This is a genomic window from Microbulbifer elongatus (assembly GCF_021165935.1).
GTDB lineage: Bacteria > Pseudomonadota > Gammaproteobacteria > Pseudomonadales > Cellvibrionaceae > Microbulbifer > Microbulbifer elongatus.
Genome location: NZ_CP088953.1, coordinates 219,665 through 236,021 on the forward strand (window position 1 = coordinate 219,665; position 16,357 = coordinate 236,021).

13 protein-coding genes are annotated in these 16,357 nt (G+C 59.9%); 7 read left to right on the plus strand and 6 right to left on the minus strand.

Annotated features, from left to right (window positions below; translation table 11 throughout):
• Positions 1-250 precede the first annotated feature (250 nt).
• From rpe to LRR79_RS00990, 3 genes are all read right to left on the minus strand, one after another.
• Positions 251-919: a ribulose-phosphate 3-epimerase gene (gene rpe / locus LRR79_RS00980; protein ID WP_231758577.1), complete on the minus strand. Its 669-nt coding sequence runs from the start codon at positions 917-919 to the stop codon at positions 251-253.
• Between the two features lie 215 nt (positions 920-1,134).
• A complete protein-coding gene (gene murU, locus LRR79_RS00985) occupies positions 1,135-1,830 on the minus strand; it encodes an N-acetylmuramate alpha-1-phosphate uridylyltransferase MurU (RefSeq protein WP_231758578.1) in 696 nt (231 codons plus the stop codon).
• Between the two features lie 35 nt (positions 1,831-1,865).
• Positions 1,866-2,972 carry an aminoglycoside phosphotransferase family protein gene (locus LRR79_RS00990; protein ID WP_231758579.1) on the minus strand — a complete coding sequence of 369 codons (1,107 nt, stop codon included), beginning with the start codon at positions 2,970-2,972 and terminating at the stop codon, positions 1,866-1,868.
• Between the two features lie 351 nt (positions 2,973-3,323).
• On the opposite strand from LRR79_RS00990, the gene LRR79_RS00995 reads away from it, so the two are divergent.
• The 5 genes from LRR79_RS00995 to LRR79_RS01015 are packed head-to-tail and all read left to right on the plus strand — an operon-like array spanning position 3,324 to position 10,031.
• Positions 3,324-5,927: an LPS-assembly protein LptD gene (locus LRR79_RS00995; protein WP_231758580.1), complete on the plus strand. Its 2,604-nt coding sequence runs from the start codon at positions 3,324-3,326 to the stop codon at positions 5,925-5,927.
• On the plus strand, positions 5,927-7,309 hold the full coding sequence (locus tag LRR79_RS01000; RefSeq protein ID WP_231758581.1) for a peptidylprolyl isomerase: 1,383 nt from the start codon (positions 5,927-5,929) through the stop codon (positions 7,307-7,309). The genes LRR79_RS00995 and LRR79_RS01000 overlap by 1 nt, the downstream gene beginning before the upstream one ends.
• Before the next feature lie 4 nt (positions 7,310-7,313).
• Positions 7,314-8,315, plus strand: a complete 1,002-nt coding sequence (pdxA, locus tag LRR79_RS01005) for a 4-hydroxythreonine-4-phosphate dehydrogenase PdxA (RefSeq protein ID WP_231758582.1) — start codon at positions 7,314-7,316, stop codon at positions 8,313-8,315.
• A 60-nt stretch (positions 8,316-8,375) separates the two neighbouring features.
• Complete coding sequence (gene rsmA, locus LRR79_RS01010; RefSeq protein ID WP_231758583.1) at positions 8,376-9,194, plus strand: 16S rRNA (adenine(1518)-N(6)/adenine(1519)-N(6))-dimethyltransferase RsmA; 819 nt, start codon at positions 8,376-8,378, stop codon at positions 9,192-9,194.
• Positions 9,195-9,206: 12 nt separating this feature from the next.
• Entirely contained in the window at positions 9,207-10,031 is an 825-nt protein-coding gene (locus LRR79_RS01015; RefSeq protein WP_231758584.1) for a symmetrical bis(5'-nucleosyl)-tetraphosphatase, read from the plus strand.
• A gap of 32 nt (positions 10,032-10,063) precedes the next feature.
• Here LRR79_RS01015 and LRR79_RS01020 read toward each other — a convergent pair whose 3' ends face one another.
• Together LRR79_RS01020 and LRR79_RS01025 are read right to left on the minus strand one after the other, a co-directional pair.
• Positions 10,064-11,020 (minus strand): anti-sigma factor family protein, encoded by a 957-nt coding sequence (locus LRR79_RS01020; protein WP_231758585.1) that lies wholly within the window; start codon positions 11,018-11,020, stop codon positions 10,064-10,066.
• Positions 11,021-11,059: 39 nt separating this feature from the next.
• Positions 11,060-11,608, minus strand: a complete 549-nt coding sequence (locus LRR79_RS01025) for an RNA polymerase sigma factor (protein WP_231758586.1) — start codon at positions 11,606-11,608, stop codon at positions 11,060-11,062.
• A 292-nt stretch (positions 11,609-11,900) separates the two neighbouring features.
• Between LRR79_RS01025 and LRR79_RS01030 the strand changes: the two genes are divergently transcribed.
• Positions 11,901-12,341 (plus strand): DUF4168 domain-containing protein, encoded by a 441-nt coding sequence (locus LRR79_RS01030; protein WP_231758587.1) that lies wholly within the window; start codon positions 11,901-11,903, stop codon positions 12,339-12,341.
• Between the two features lie 90 nt (positions 12,342-12,431).
• Here LRR79_RS01030 and LRR79_RS01035 read toward each other — a convergent pair whose 3' ends face one another.
• The gene (locus LRR79_RS01035) at positions 12,432-12,635 is read right to left on the minus strand and encodes a hypothetical protein (RefSeq protein ID WP_231758588.1); all 204 of its coding nucleotides are present in this window, start codon (positions 12,633-12,635) and stop codon (positions 12,432-12,434) included.
• Between the two features lie 201 nt (positions 12,636-12,836).
• Between LRR79_RS01035 and pulA the strand changes: the two genes are divergently transcribed.
• On the plus strand, positions 12,837-16,328 hold the full coding sequence (gene pulA / locus LRR79_RS01040; protein ID WP_231758589.1) for a pullulanase-type alpha-1,6-glucosidase: 3,492 nt from the start codon (positions 12,837-12,839) through the stop codon (positions 16,326-16,328).
• Positions 16,329-16,357 lie beyond the last annotated feature (29 nt).

The following is a 16,357-nucleotide window of genomic DNA, read 5'->3' on the forward strand; positions in this document are numbered from 1 at the left end:
TACAAGGCAACGAAATACAAATCGAAGCTGGAGTGCCGGGTAAGGGTTTTTGAAAGCGTCGCAAACAGGATGTTTGCGCCGCAGCGTTTAGGGGTTAGACAAGCGTTTGCGAAGCATTGCTTCGCGCGCAGTCTAACGACACCAATCTATGATTGGTGGCCGGCCCCGCTCGCGGGGGTTCACAGCGGTTTCAAAAACCCTTACCCGGTGCTCCAGCGCCACAGCGGGTATTCAGGGCACCTGACCCAACTCAGGCCTGCGCCAACTCTGAACGCATCACCTTGATCACTTCCGCATAGTCATCCGCGTTGAAGATGGCGGAGCCGGCGACGAAGCTATCGGCGCCGGCCTGGGCGATTTCGCGGATGTTGTCTTTGGTGACACCGCCGTCGATCTCGAGGCGGATATCGAGGCCGGAGTCGTCGATGAGTTTGCGGGCTTCCTTCAGTTTGCCGAGGGTGGCGGGAATAAATTTCTGGCCGCCGAAGCCGGGGTTGACGGACATGAGGAGGATCATGTCGAGTTTATCGAGTACGTATTTGGCGGCGTCGAGGCTGGAGGCGGGGTTGAATACGAGGCCGGCCTTACAGCCCAGGGACTGGATCAGTTGCAGGGAGCGGTCGACGTGTTTACTGGCTTCCGGGTGGAAGGTGATGTAGGTGGCGCCGGCGTCGGCGAACATGCGGATCATGTCGTCGACGGGTTCGACCATGAGGTGGACGTCGATGGGGGCGGTGACGCCGTGGTTGCGGAGCGCCTTGCAGACCATGGGGCCGATGGTGAGGTTGGGGACGTAGTGGTTGTCCATTACGTCGAAGTGCACCCAGTCGGCGCCGGCGGCGAGGACGCTGTCAACTTCTTCACCCAGGCGGGCAAAGTTGGCGGAGAGGATGGAGGGTGCGATTTTGTAGTCTGGCATTTTCTCGTCTCGGTGCTTTGGTTATAGCTCCGGGGTCTTTAGTGTTTTTACGACCGCCGGTAGCGGCCGGGCACCGGGTGGAGCTTTTCAGGACCGCGGTGAACCCATCCCTGGGCGCTTCGGCGCAAACATCCTGTTTGCGACGATCCTGAAAAGCTCCACCCGGCACCCGGCCTTCGGTTTGTACTTTTTTACTTCGTAAGCAAACGGGTCCGTTAATTCGCCTTTAGCCTTTCTTCCAGCTTATTCAGCCTTTCCGGGGTGCCGACATCGCACCAGTCGCCGCCATACACTTCCGCCTGCATCTTGTCTTCGTTATACGCGAACACTTCCCCCAGACCGTAACACTCCCGGGCTTTCGGATAACCGGTGAGAATTTCCGGGCGCAGGTAGCTGATACCGGCGAAGGTGAATCTGGGTTTGGTGGTGCCGGAAAGCAGGCCTTCATCAATCCCAAAGTCGCCTTCGGGATTGTGGGGCGGGTTGGGCACCATGAGCAGACGGCCGGGGCAGTTTTCCGGCAGCGGGTTGTTGACCCACCGGGCGAAATCGAAATCGCACCAGACGTCGCCGTTGACCACCAGGAAAGGCGCGTCGCCCAGTAGCGGCAGGGCTTTGCTGATGCCGCCAGCGGTTTCCAGGGGTTGGCTCTCTTCTGAGTACTGAATGGTCGCGCCGAAGCGCTCGCCATTGCCGAGGTGTGCGCGGATCTGCTCGCCGAGGTGGGCGAGGTTGATGACGAGGTTGCTGATGCCGGCGTTGACCAGGCGCTCGATGGCGTATTCGATCAACGGTTTGCCCAGTACCGGAATCAGCGGTTTTGGGGTGTGATCGGTGAGCGGGCGCATGCGTTTGCCGAATCCGGCGGCAAGGAGCATGGCGGTGGGCGCCTTGGTGGGTTGGGCTGTCATCTTGTGGCTTTTGTCTGGCTTTCGTCAGGGTTTGATCAAGGGTGTTCGGTTTCTGCGTGCTGGCGCTCGCCGGCGGTGCGGTAGTCGCGGTACCAGTCCTGCTGCTCGATCAAGGGCAGGATCTCTGTGCGGAACCAGCGGGCGAAGGGCTGCATCTCTTCGTATTTATCGCACACTTCCAGGGTGTAGCGTATGACGAGGGGCAGATCCGGCAGGTAGCCGTGCTTGCCATCGCGCAGATACAGGCGCGGGAAGAGGCCGAGGACTTTAAAGTGGCGCTGCAGGCCAATCCAGTCGAACCAGCGCAGGAAGGTCTTGCCGTCGACTTCGGGAATCACGCCGGCATCCATCGCGGTGGAGGCGTAGGCGAGCGCCCAGTTCTCCACCTGCTCCTGGGGCCAGCGGATGTAGCAGTCGCGCAACAGTGACGCGAGGTCGTAGGTGACCGGGCCCCAGACGGCATCCTGGAAGTCGACCACACCGGGGCGCTCGCCGTCGCGGATCATCAGGTTGCGGCTGTGATAGTCCCGGTGCACCAGTACCTGGGGCTGACTGCTAGCGCTGTCGAGCAGGTGCGCAAAGGCCCGCTCCAGCAGCTGATTTTCTTCGTCGCTCAGCGACCGCTGCAGCAGTTTGCCCACCAGCCACTCGGGCAGCAGGCGCATTTCCATATGCAGCAGCTCGCGGTTATAAGGAGGGAAAAGCCCCTCCTGGCGGCCGATCTGCTGCAGGCACAGCAGCTCGCTCATGACTTCGGCGTAGAGGCCGGAGACGCTGTCGTCATCGAGCTCTCGCAACAATTGGGTGTCGCCGAGGTCTTCCAGCAGCATATAGCCGTGTTCGATATCCGCGGAGATCACCAACGGCGTGTGGATACCGTTGCGACGCAGATAATCGGCCAGGGCGACGAAGCGGCTGACGTTGGTTCTACCGGGCGGGGAATCCACCGCAATCAGGCTGGGGTTGGTATCGGTGCGGAAGTACCGGCGGAAGCCGGCGTCCCCGGACAGGGGCTGGAGCGTGAGAGCCGTTTCCAGAGGCGGCAGCTGCAGTGGCTCATGGCCGGCCTGCAGGGCGCGGGCTGCCCACTGGCGCAACTGTTCTTTGCGCTCGTCCGGGGCCTGGGTTACACACTCGTTCATCCACCACCTGTCATTTTCAATACATTCGTTGCCGCCTACGGCGACCGGTTCCCGCGCAATACGCCGCGGCGCTTTTTCCCATCGGCGGTATATTGCCTAAAAGCTGGGCATTGTAGCGGCAGCCGCGGTGCGGATCACCCGCTAATCTGGCCCGGCCAACGCACGGGCGGTTTCCATGGTTACGGCCATTCAAGTAGAATCGACCGCTGATTTTTGCGCACCGGCTCCGTCTTTACCGGATACGCGCTTTTTGGCGCCACTCGCGCGGTCTCGCCCAGGGCCAAATACAGGGCCACGCTCTATGGCCGGATCACAAGTCAGACTCTAAAGATAGCTGGAACCAATCACTCGATGCTGGAAGCTTCCCGCTGGCGCCGTCTTGCGCTGGCCATAGGACAATTGTCACGCCCCCGCTCCCTCGCTTTCGGCCTGCTCGCCGCTCACTCCCTGTGGCCACTCACGGCAATCGCAGAAACGGCGTCGGCACCAGAGCTCGAAGAGAACCCCTACCTGTACCTGGACTGGTTTCCCAAGAGCCAGCTGGACCCTCGCCTGCGCAGTCAGGTATCCCCTATCTGTGGCGGCATGTTTGTGGAGCCACTGCGGGCGTACCCCGATTCGGACAAGCTGCCGGAAGAATCACCCCTGCGCGCCACCGCCGACAGCTCCGACTGGCTGGAAAATGGCACCGCCCAATTGCGTGGCAATGTACATATTACCCAGGGGTATCGCCAGCTGTTTGCCGACCAGGTCGACGTCAACCGCGAGGAAAACACCGCCTACCTGAGCGGCGCCATCGAAATGCGTGAACCGGGCATGCTGGTGCGCGGCAAGGCCGCCGAGGTCCACACGGACAGCAAGGCGGCCTCCATCGAAGACGCCACTTACGTGGTTCACGAAGATACGGCCCACGGCTCCGCCCGCTTCGCCTCCCGCGAGGCCAGCGGGGAACTGATTCTGACCGAAGGCAATTACACACGCTGTGAACCGGACGACGTTTTCTGGCGCATGATCGGCGGCGAGATCGCCATCGACAATGTGGAGCGCCAGGGCACCGCACGCAATGTGCGCCTGGAGATTGCCGATGTGCCGGTCTTCTACTTCCCTTATCTGCGATTTCCGGTGGGGGATGAGCGCCTTTCCGGGTTCCTGTTCCCGAGCATCAGCAACAGCGATGAGAACGGCTGGGACATCGCCGTGCCCTACTACTGGAATATCGCACCGCAGCTGGATGCCACCATCGCTCCGCGCTACGTGCAATACCGGGGTACCGGCCTGGAACTGGAGGGCCGGCACCTGAGCCCGGCATTCAGCACCGAACTGCGTCTGGCCGGGCTGCCGGACGACGAGGGCGGCAATGATGAAGATGCCCGTCGCCTGATCAACGAGGGTTTTCCGGAAGACCTGGTACTGCCGGCAAAAGGGGAAGACCGCTGGTATGTGAACCTGAACCAGCAGGGTGGCACCGGCGGCCTGTGGCGCACCAAGATCGACTACACCCGGGTCAGCGATCCAGACTACTTCCGCGATCTCGACAATGCCGAGATCAAGGTGCCACAAAACGTCAGCGCTCGCGCCATGACCAGCTTGGGCCAGTCCGCGCAGGCCAGCCTCACCACCGAGCACTGGTTTGCCAGTCTCCGCGCGCAGGAATACCAGCAGCTGGTGAAGGATCGCTTCGATACCTACAGCCAGTTGCCGCGGCTTAATGTAAACGGCAACTACAAGTGGGATGACTGGCAGTTACTGCTGGAACACGAAATCACCACCTTCGATCACCAGGATACCCAGACCATTCAGTACATCGCGGATGTGGATGACCCGGACAGTGTCACCACCAGCACCCGCGACTTCGTCAACGCCACCCGCGCCTACGCCAACTACAGCTTTGGCTGGGACAAACAGTGGCTGTGGGGTTTCTTCAACCCACAGATCAACGGCATCTACCTGGGCTACGAGCTGGCGGAAACCTTTCTCGCCGATCCGGACATGAACACCCCGGAGGCTTCCGCCGCGCAGATCTCCATCGACAGCGGCCTGTTTTTCGAACGCTACGGCAACCTGTTCCAGCAGGAGTATGTGCAGACCCTGGAACCACGCCTGTTCCTGATGGCCAGCACCGACGCGGATCAGAGCGACTTCCTCAATGTGAGTAGCAGCTCCAGTGACGGCGGCAATGACCTGCTGTACGACACCTCGCTGTTTACCTTCAGTTACGACCAACTGTTCCGCGACAGCCGTTTCAACGGCCACGACCGTATCGATGATGCCGACCGCGCCTCCTTCGGCCTTACCACACGTTTTATCGACCCGCGTAGCGGCCGCGACCTGTTCGCCGCCAGCGCCGGGCAGATCTTTTACTCCGAAGCCAGCCGTATCGAGCTGCGGGAGTTTATCGAAGATGTGCCGCGTTCGGAGTTTGCCGCGCGACTGGAGAGCCGCCCCACGGATGCCCTGCGTATCAGCAGCGAGGTGATCTATCACGACACGGACCACACCATAAACCGCGGCAATGTCACCCTGCGCTATCTGGATGACGATTTCCGCCTGCTCAATGCCAGCTACCGCTACCTGCGCAAGGAAGAGGTCTACGACAGCACCGACACCTACCTGATCCAGGGGCCGGTCAAGCAGATCGACCTGTCTGCCGCCTGGCCGGTGAATGACCGGCTTTCCCTCCTGGCCCGGGCCAACTACGATTTGACCTTTGAAAGGGAACTGGAGTACCTGGCGGGGATCGAATATGACACCTGCTGCTACCGCACCCGCCTGCTGTGGCGCCGCGAACTGGACAATGACCTGGCCGACGTCGTCCCCCCTGAGGAGCTGGAATTCGACGAAGGCGTCTATATTGAACTGCAGTTGAAGGGCCTGGCTGGTATTGGCGGCTCGGTCACACGCATACTTACCCAGGGCATTGCCAACTTTGAACAACGAGAAGTACTGAAACAGTGATGACAATAATGCAGATGTTCACCTCCTTCCGTCGCGCACTGGGCCGCAGCCTGCTGCCTCTGGCCGCCGCCAGCGCCATCGCGATCCCCGCCTGGGCCCAGGTACAACAGCTGGACCGCGTAGTGGCAGTGGTGGACGACGACGTGGTGATGGCCAGTGAGTTGCACCAGCGTATGCAGACCATTGCCCAGCAGATTGCCGCACAGAACGTACAGGCTCCGCCCACCGACGTCCTGCGCCGCCAGGTGCTGGAGCAGCTGATTGTCGAGCGCCTGCAGCTGCAGATGGGCGCCCGCGCCGGTGTCACCATCTCCGAGGAGGAGCTGGATCAGGCCATCGCCCGGGTACAGCAGAACATGAACATGTCCCCGGCCCAGTTCCAGCAGAAGCTGGAAGCCGACGGCATCTCCAACAATGCCTTCCGCCAGCAGATCCGCCAGGAGCTGATTATCCGCCGGGTGGAACAGGGCAGCGTCAGCCGCCGCATCCAGATTACCGACCAGGACATCAACAACTTCCTGCGCTCCAAAGAGGGCGAATTCTGGAAGTCGCCCCAGTACCTGCTGGGCCATATCCTGATTCCGGTGAGCTCCAGCGCCCCGGCGGAAGAAGTGACCGAAGCCCGCGCCAAGGCGGATTCGGTATACGCAAAAGCCAACGGTGGCGAAGACTTCCGTGCCCTGGCCATCTCCAACTCCGCTGGCCAGAACGCCCTGCAGGGCGGTGATCTGGGCTGGCGCAAAACCGTGGAACTGCCCACCCTGTTTGCCGATGCCCTCGAGGGGGTCGGCGTCGGTGACACTACCAAGCCGTTCCGCAGTGATGCCGGGTTCCATCTGCTGAAAATCCATGAACAGCGCGGTGCCACCGAGCAGGTGGTCGAGCAGACCAAGGTCCGCCATATCCTGGTAAAAACCTCGGCCATCCGCGACGACGATGCCGCCTACAACCTGCTGACCGATCTGCGCAACAAGATCCAGGCGGGCGAACTGAAGTTTGAAGACGCGGCCAAAGACAACTCCGAAGACATCGGCACCATGCTGCAGGGCGGGGACCTGGGCTGGTCCAACCCCGGTCAGTTCGTACCGGAGTTCACCCAGGCCATGAACAACACCCCGGTGGGCGAGATCAGCATGCCGTTCCGCAGCCAGTTTGGCTGGCACATTCTGCAGGTGGAAGGCCGCCGCCAGCAGGATATGACAGATCAGTACATCCGCAATCAGGCCGCCAACCTGCTGCGCAACCGCCGCTACGAAGAAGAGCTGCAGAACTGGCGCCAGGAAATCCGCGATCAGGCCTACGTGGAAATCAAACTCCCGGATGCCAAGCCACCCGCGGATGAGTCCACGGCCGGCGACACCAGCGAGGGCGACAGCCAGTAACGGAATGACCCCACGCATTGCTTTCACGCCCGGCGAGCCCGCCGGGATTGGCCCGGAGCTGGCAGTAAAACTCGCCTGCTCCGAGCGCCCCACCCCAATTTCCCACGCCCAGATTGTCGCCATCGCCGACCCGGACCTGCTGCAGCAGGAAGCCGCGCGCCAGGGCAAGAGCCTGCAACTGATCGCATTCGATGCGGACAACCCGGCAGAACCAACGCCCGCCAACAGCCTGCATATCCACGCGGTTTCGCTGGCGGCCACCGCACAGCCGGGCCGGCTGGACCCCGCCAATGGCGCCTATGTGCTGGAAACCCTACGCATCGCCGCCGAGGGCTGCAAAGACCGCACCTTCGACGCCGTGGTGACCGGCCCGGTGCACAAAGGTGTGATCAACGAGGCCGGCGTCTCTTTCAGCGGCCATACCGAGTACTTCGCGCAGAATGCCGGGGTGGGAAAGGTGGTGATGATGCTCGCCGCCGATGACCTGCGGGTAGCGCTGGCGACGACACATCTGCCATTGAAAGATGTGAGCGCCGCAATCAGCGGCGACGGCCTGCAGCAGGTACTCACCATTTTGCATCGCAACCTGCGCGAGCAGTTCCGCATCGAACATCCACGCATCGGGGTCTGCGGGCTGAACCCTCACGCCGGCGAAGGCGGGCACCTGGGGCGCGAGGAAATCGATACCATCGAGCCGGCCCTGGATACCCTGCGCGCCCTTGGACTGAACCTGATCGGCCCTTTACCCGCGGACACCCTGTTCACCCCACCGCAACTGGCCCGCTGTGACGCCGTACTCGCCATGTACCACGATCAGGGGCTGCCGGTGTTAAAATTCAAGGGATTCGGGCGCGCGATCAATATCACCCTCGGGTTGCCGTATATCCGCACCTCGGTGGATCACGGCACCGCGCTCAACATTGCAGGCACAGGCGTTGCCGATACCGGCAGCCTTCTCGCCGCCATGCACCAGGCCATTGAACTGGTCCAGCTGCGCCATATTTAACTACTGCGCCAAATTGAACTGAACGTTGCGCGCGCAAACCCAATTCGAACGAATAAATTCATGGACAATTTTTTCCAACACAAGGCGCGCAAGCGTTTCGGCCAGAATTTCCTGGTCGACGAGAACATCATCGAGCGCATCGTGCGCGCCATCGGCCCCAAGGACACGGACAAACTCGTAGAGATTGGCCCGGGCCAGGGCGCCATCACCGCGCTGCTGCTGGACAAGTGCCCCTCGCTCACCGCGGTGGAACTGGACCGGGATCTGATCCCGATGCTGGAGTTCAAATTCCGCAGCTACCCGGACTTCACCATTGTCGAAAAAGATGCACTGAAATTCGATTTCGGCAGCATGGTCGAAGAGGGCGAACAACTGCGCATCGTCGGCAACCTGCCCTACAACATTTCCACCCCGCTGCTGTTCCACCTGCTCAGTTTCCGCGGCAAAGTGCAGGACATGCACTTTATGCTGCAGAAGGAAGTGGTAGACCGCCTGAGCGCGGTGCCCGGGGTAAAAGCCTTCGGCCGCCTGAGCGTGATGACCCAATACTACTGCCGCGTGCAGGGCCTATTCCCGGTGCCGCCACAGTCTTTCCGCCCGGCACCGAAAGTGGATTCCGCCATCGTGCGTCTGGTGCCCCACCAGACACTGCCGCACCCGGCGGAAGACGAGGCTCTACTGGAACGCATCGTCAGTGTCGCTTTCCAACAGCGTCGCAAGACGCTGCGCAATGCACTGAAGCCGCTGTTCCCGGACCTGGATCCCGAGCAATTGCCGGTAGACACCAGCCGCCGGCCGGAAACCCTCAGCGTAAAAGAGTATGTAGAGCTGGCAAACTACTGCAGCAAGCTCAAGCCAGCGCAAAACCAAGCAAAATAAACGAGGATCGTTTTGGCTACCTACGCAATCGGCGATATTCAGGGCTGCCTGGAACCACTGCAGAGACTGCTGAAGAAGGTCCACTTCAATGCGGACAAGGACAAACTCTGGCTGGCCGGCGATATGGTGCACCGGGGGCCCGACAGCCTGGGCACCCTGCGCTTCCTTTACGAGCACCGCAGCCAGATTACCGCGGTGCTGGGCAACCACGACCTGCACTTACTGGCGATCGCCCACGGGGCCAAGCGGCTGACCGATAAAGAGCACGACCTGGCGGAAGTATTACGGGCCAAAGACGCCGATCAGCTGCTGGAGTGGCTGCAAAAACAGCCACTGATGGTGCACAAAAAGGTGAAAGGCAAGTATTTCTCCATGGTGCACGCGGGCATTCCCCCCATCTGGAGTATGAGCAAAGCGCTGGAACTGGCAGGCGAGGTGCATCAGGCACTGCAGGACCCGGCCATGGCGGAAGCCTACTTTTTCGGTATGTACGGGAACGAGCCGCATACATGGAGCGACCACTTGATCGGCGTCGAGCGACTGCGAGCCATCACCAATTACTTCACCCGCATGCGCTTCTGCAAGGAAGACGGCACCCTCGACCTCGTCACCAAGCAGGGTCCACTGGCCGCCCACCACGATTACAAGCCCTGGTTCAGCTACAAGAATCGCAAAACCAAGGACGACCGGATTATTTTCGGGCACTGGGCAGCGCTGGAAGGGGAAGCGAACACCAAGAATGTGTATGCGCTGGATACGGGGTGCGTGTGGGGCGGTTACCTCACTGCACTAAAGCTGGAAGATGAATCGTTTTATTGCGCGGATTGCACGCCGTGATTCCACTATTCTGGGGGGGGGAGGACCAGCCACTACATTTTGCTGAACCCGGGAGCGACTTCGAGCCCATTGGTATTTAACGAACCAGACGTGCCCTGCTCCCGAATCGACTCGGAAGCCCCCGGCCCGAATACACGACCTGACGCGGGTGGCTCCGCACGCAATCCCAGTGCGACGCGAAACAGGCCGGCCGCATCTATATTGCCGGACAGTACAAACAGCGTTTCGCTGTGAACCCAGTGCACCCGGTTACCCGCTGCCAGGTTTTTGCCGATCACCTCCTCTGGCACACGCCCGTCCAGAGTCATCTGCGCAGAAGTCTGCATCGGATAGGTATTCAAAATCAGGGTCGTGCCATCTTCAGCGCGGAAATTCAGTCGAGCATTTCCCACAGCCCCCTGCAGTTTTTCGGGCAACAGATGATTGCCCGAGGGTGCAGTACCGCCAGCACGATCAGCGCTCTTCCCCGCCGGCATTTCATCAGCGATCTGCTGCGACGACAATTCCAGATCCGGACGAATCATTTCTATCGCCACTGTATCCACCGGGACCAGTGCGGCCCCTGTTTGTCTCTCGGTCACCGACTCCAGCCGGGATGGGTGCACAGTATCCGCTACTGCAGTGGGTGGCGCTTCGGGCCTGGTCTGCTCAAGGCTCAGCACACAAACTCCCAGCACCAGCAATACACCGGCGGCCGCGCCACTTATCCACGGCAATACGCGGCCGCTGTTGCGCGCATCGCCACTGCGGGCAAAAGGTTTCGCACCGTTTCTGACTCTGTCGCTATCGCCACCCGTTGAGTTCAGCTGTTGCAGTGCCGCATTTTCGATGCACCATATATCGAAGACCTGTTGTGCAGCCTCAGGATAGTGGCGCAGATGCCGTGCCACCTGGCGCGCGCGTCGCGGTGGCAGCGCACCGTCGGCAAAAGCCGAAAGATCTTCTGCCGAGACAGGGTTCTCCGGATTTTCACCAGAATGCAGTGCCATGGATGCCCTCCGCACATTCGAAAAAAACAAGCCGTGATGCTATTTCACTCGCTGCAACAAGACGCCGCTTTGCGTGATCCGCTCTCCGGAAATCTCCGCGCTACTCTTCGACCCTTCCTCACCACAGAACTTGCGAACAGTCTCCCGCGCCCGGGAAACACGACTACGCAAGGTGCCCGCATTTACCCCGAGAATCTCTGCGGCCTCTTTGTAGCTCGGGCCTTCCAGGACCATCAGTAGTAACGCGGAGCGCTGTTCTTCCGGTAGCCGATAAATAGCAGCCATTGCATCTCGACAGTGCAGCGCAGCCTCGTGCCCGGATGGCTCGGCCAAATTCTCCCCCGCATTTTCCATCAGCGATTCTTTGCGATAGCGTGCCGATCCACGCTGATTCAGGTATATGTGATAGAGAATACGAAACAGCCACGGTTTTATCGTACTGGCAGGGCGCCACAAATGTCGCTTGCGCAGGGCGCGCTCCAGACAATCCTGCACAAGGTCTTCTGCCTGTGCTTTTTCTCCACACAACGCGAACGCATACCGCATCAACCCTGGAATATGTTCACACACCTTCTGCTCAAACTTCATGAACCGCCTGTCCTCCACCGGTTACAACTCGCGCCAGATACCCGGGGCAAAGTAAATCCGTCGAAATCCTTCACGTACTACTAGGAACAGGAAAGCACCGCTGTTAGTTCCTCGCAGCGTCTGCGGAGTTTGCCAGGTGAGAAGTCGTTCACGCTTCTACAAGATCGGGCAACAGAGAGGCGGCCCCAGGTGTTTTTACTCACGAACGGTCACCACAGGGATGCCCGTAGGGGTGCCCGCCCAAGCTGACCGGTATTGATCGCAAGTATTTATTGAGGAGAACCGTCAAATTATGAAAACGCCACATTGGACAAACGGCCCACGCACCGCGACACTCTTGAATACCTTCACCTGTGCAGCGTTGACCCTGGGGCTGAGCTGCGGCACCGCCTGGGCGGAGCAGGGTACGCAGCAACAGGCAGATGAAAGACCGTCTTATTCTGCCAGTCCGCAAATGCCCGAACGGGCAATGAGCGCAGATAGCCTGCCGGAGGAGAAACTGGAGGCATTTGCCAAGGCGCAGGAACATGTGGATGAGACGCGCATGGAAATGACCACCAAACTACGCAACACTCAGGATCCGCAGGAGGCCATGGCATTACGAGAGAAGGCAAACAAGGAAATGTTGGCCCAGGTCGAAGCGGCCGGGCTGACCCGTGAGGAATACAACACCATCGCCCGTGCCGTTGCGATGAACCCCGATATTGCAGAAAAAATTGACGGGTACCGTTAATCACCCCGGACAGCAATGCCGGCGCAAAGCGCCGGCATTTCCGCACATAATAATTCCGTGCTGGATTACAGTATCCCCAGATAAACTACCCTAATCGCCGCTGCCAGCTTGTTGCAGAGCAGCCGGAAATGGGGGCAACACACGACCACTTTTCTCACGGGCGAAGCCCAACACCACCGCAAGCAACAGATGTCTGCTACCTGCCTGCATGTGCATAAATTCACCAGGCTCTATCTGAAATACCCGTCCGATCCATGGCAGCACACCGGCCTCCCCCTCGTAATCCCTGGTCAATTTTTTCTCCCCCCCCACCGGGTGGGATGCTGTTTACCGACAGCTGACCTCTAATCGAGATTGCGATTTTATACATGCTTTCAGCCGCCGTCGGTTTGAGGGGGCGCGTGTATCGCGAGTACATCAGCGCTGATGATACAGCGGTGCAACATGGCACCCGCTGGCAGAAATTCAATAAGAGAAACAATAAGGTCCTAGAGCATGCAAGCTACCTCTCCGGTACAGGAGCGCCGCAGTTGCGCTCGTCCAAATGTTACACACCACCACCCTCTCCCCGGCCTGCGCAGACATATGCTCTCGCTGCTGGCACTGGCGATCGCCGGTGCCGCGCAAGCCAGCCCCAATTCAGAAGTCACCTCAGTCAATCTCCCAGGCACGCTGCAAAGCGCGATCGGTTGCGGTGCTGACTGGGATCCCGCCTGTGAAGCATCTGAGCTCAGCTATGACGAAACGAATGACCTCTGGCTGGGCACCTTCACCCTGCCAGCGGGAAATTACGAGTACAAGGTCGCACTCAATGGCGGATGGGATGAAAACTACGGAGCTAATGGCGACGCGGGGGGCGGCAATATCCCACTGGAGATCGCCGCCGAGCGGGAAGTGCAGTTTATCTACGATCACGAAACCCACTGGATTGCGGATAATGTGCGCCACAGTATCGTGACCGCCGCCGGTGACTTCCAGAGCGCCCTGGGATGCCCGGGCGACTGGCAACCGGAGTGTCTGCACAGCCTGATGCAGGACGTCGATGGCGACGGTGTATACACCCTGCTTACCGACCAGATTCCCGCAGGGGACTACCAGATGAAAGCCGCCCTGCACCAGGGCTGGGAGGAAAGTTACGGACAGGACGGCGGCAACATCGCGTTCACCGTAGAAGACGGCAAGGAAATCTACTTCGCCTTCGACAGCAACACCAAAAAAGTGGTGGTGAGCACCGACGGCGTACCGCGGGGTGACCTGACAACTGACAAAGCCCACTGGGTCGATACCAATACCATCCTGTGGCCGGTCACCGTGCCGGAAGGCGGTAGTGCAAAGCTGGTCAGCAGTGCCGACGCCGCGCTTACGCTCGGCCCCGATGGTGTAGCCGGTGATAGCGAAGTTGCGCTGGCTCTGAACACCGACGGTGTCACAGATACAACCGCGGCAAAATTTCCGCACCTGAGCAACAGCACCGCGTTTACCGTGCCGGCTACGGCGGATATCGCCGAGCTGATCAAAGGCCAGCTTGCCATTGCCATTTTTGACGCGGACGGTGCCATCGTCGATGCCACCGGTATTCAGACTCCGGGTCTTCTCGATGCGGCCTTCGCGTACGATGGCACCCTCGGGGCCAGTGTTGGAGAAAATGCCATCGAGTTCGCCCTGTGGGCACCCACGGCAAAATCGGTGAAGGTACACCTGTTCGATACCGCCGAGCAGTTCGAATCCAGCAGCCATATCGAGATGAGCGAAACCGACGGTGTATGGACTGCGTCCACCAGCATCGACTGGGACCGCAAATTCTATATGTATGAAGTGGAGGTCTACTCCTACGCGACCCGGGAAATCGAAACCAACTGGGTAACCGATCCCTACTCGCTGAGCCTTTCCACCAATTCCCGCAAATCGCAGATCGTCAACCTGAACGACGATGACCTGAAGCCGGAAGGCTGGGATTCACTGATGAAGCCCATCCTGGCCGCACCGGAAGATATTTCCATTTACGAGCTGCATGTGCGCGACTTCAGCATCAAAGATGACATGGTCAGCGAAGCCGCACGTGGTACTTTTGCCGCCTTTGCCGAAGATGGTCGCGGCAGCCTGCACCTGGCGGAACTGGCCGCTGCCGGACTGACCCACGTACACCTGCTACCCGCGTTCGACTTCGCCACCGTGAACGAAGAGCGTTCCGAACTGAAAACCACCGAAGACCTCAGTGTCTACGCACCGGACAGCACCGAGCAGCAGGCAGCGGTGAACGCGATCCGCGACGAAGATGGATTCAACTGGGGTTATGACCCGCTGCATTTCACCGTTCCAGAGGGCAGTTATTCCACCAACCCGAATGGTGTGCAGCGGATTATTGAATTCCGTGAGATGGTGCAATCCCTGAGCGAAATGGGTCTGCGAGTGGTCATGGACGTGGTGTACAACCACACCAGCTCCTTTGCCCAATACGACAATTCCATTCTCGACAAGATCGTTCCCGGTTATTACCACCGCCGCAATGGTGAGGGTTTTGTGGAAATGAGCAGCTGCTGCGCCAACACCGCCAGCGAGCACACCATGATGGAAAAGCTGATGCGCGATTCCATGAAAACCTGGGCCACCGCCTACAAGGTGGACAGCTTCCGCTTTGACCTGATGGGCCACCATACCAAGGAGAATATCCAGAATATCGCCAGCGACCTGCAGGCACTCACCACGGAAACCGACGGTGTGGATGGATCTTCCATTTACCTCTACGGAGAAGGCTGGAATTTCGGGGAAGTGGTTGACGATGCGCGCTTCGTGCAGGCACGTCAGGGCAATATGGCCGGCACCGGCGTGGGCACCTTTAATGATCGCATTCGCGACTCCGTGCGTGGCGGCAACCCGTTCGGCGGCTTTGAAGAACAGGGTTTTGGTACCGGACTGTTTACCGACAGCAACGGCAAGTTCGGCGGTGACGACGAACGCGCAACCCTGCTCACCCTGGCGGACAAGGTGCGCATCAGCCTCGCCGGCAATCTCGCGGACTATGTTCTGGAAACCTCCGACGGTAGTGAAATGACCGGCGCCGAGCTGATTTATAACGGCCAGCCCACCGGTTACACCGCCGACCCGCAGGAGTCCATCAACTACGTGGCCGCCCACGATAACGAAACCCTGTTCGACGGTATCCAGATCAAGGCCAACAGCACCACCAGTGTGGCTGAGCGGGTGCGCCTTCAGAACTTCAGCACCTCACTGGTGATGTTTGCCCAGGGTGTACCGTTCATCCATGCCGGCCAGGAAATTCTGCGCTCCAAATCCATGGACCGCGACAGCTATAACTCCGGTGACTGGTTCAATGCCATCGACTTTTCTCTCACCACCGACAACTGGGGTGCGGGTCTGCCGATCGCGGACAAGAATGAGGACAACTGGGAGCTGATGGCACCGCTGCTGGCCAATCCAGATATCGCCCCACAACAGGCGGACCGGGAATTTGCCCTGGCGGTATTCAAGGAGTGGCTGCAGATCCGTCGCAGCAGCGGCCTGTTCCGCCTGCCCACCAAGGAGGCAGTGCAATCGGTGGTGTCCTTCGCCAACACCGGGCCCGAGCAGATCCCCGGCCTGATCGCCATGCACCTGAACGACCCGGCGGGCGACTTCGACGAGGAGACCTCGCAGATTCTGGTGCTGTTTAACGGCGGCGCCGAGGCTCAGACGTTCACCCTGGAATCGGCGGCGGAACTGCCATTTGCCCTGCACCCGGTGCAGCAGGACTCTGCCGACGCCGCACTGGTGGAAGCGACGGTAGAAGCCGGTGTATTCACCGTGCCGGCGCGTACCACCGCGGTATTCACCCTCAGCCGCGCTGACGACACCTCGATTCCCGAAGAGGAGGAAGAGGAAGAAGTGGAGCAGCCGGAAAATCCGGGCAACAGCTCCAGCGGTGGCGCGACCGGTTTTGCGCTGCTCGCACTGATCGCCGCAGCCCTGTTGCGTCGTCGCCGTATCTGATCCAAATCACGTTCACCCAATAAAAAAAA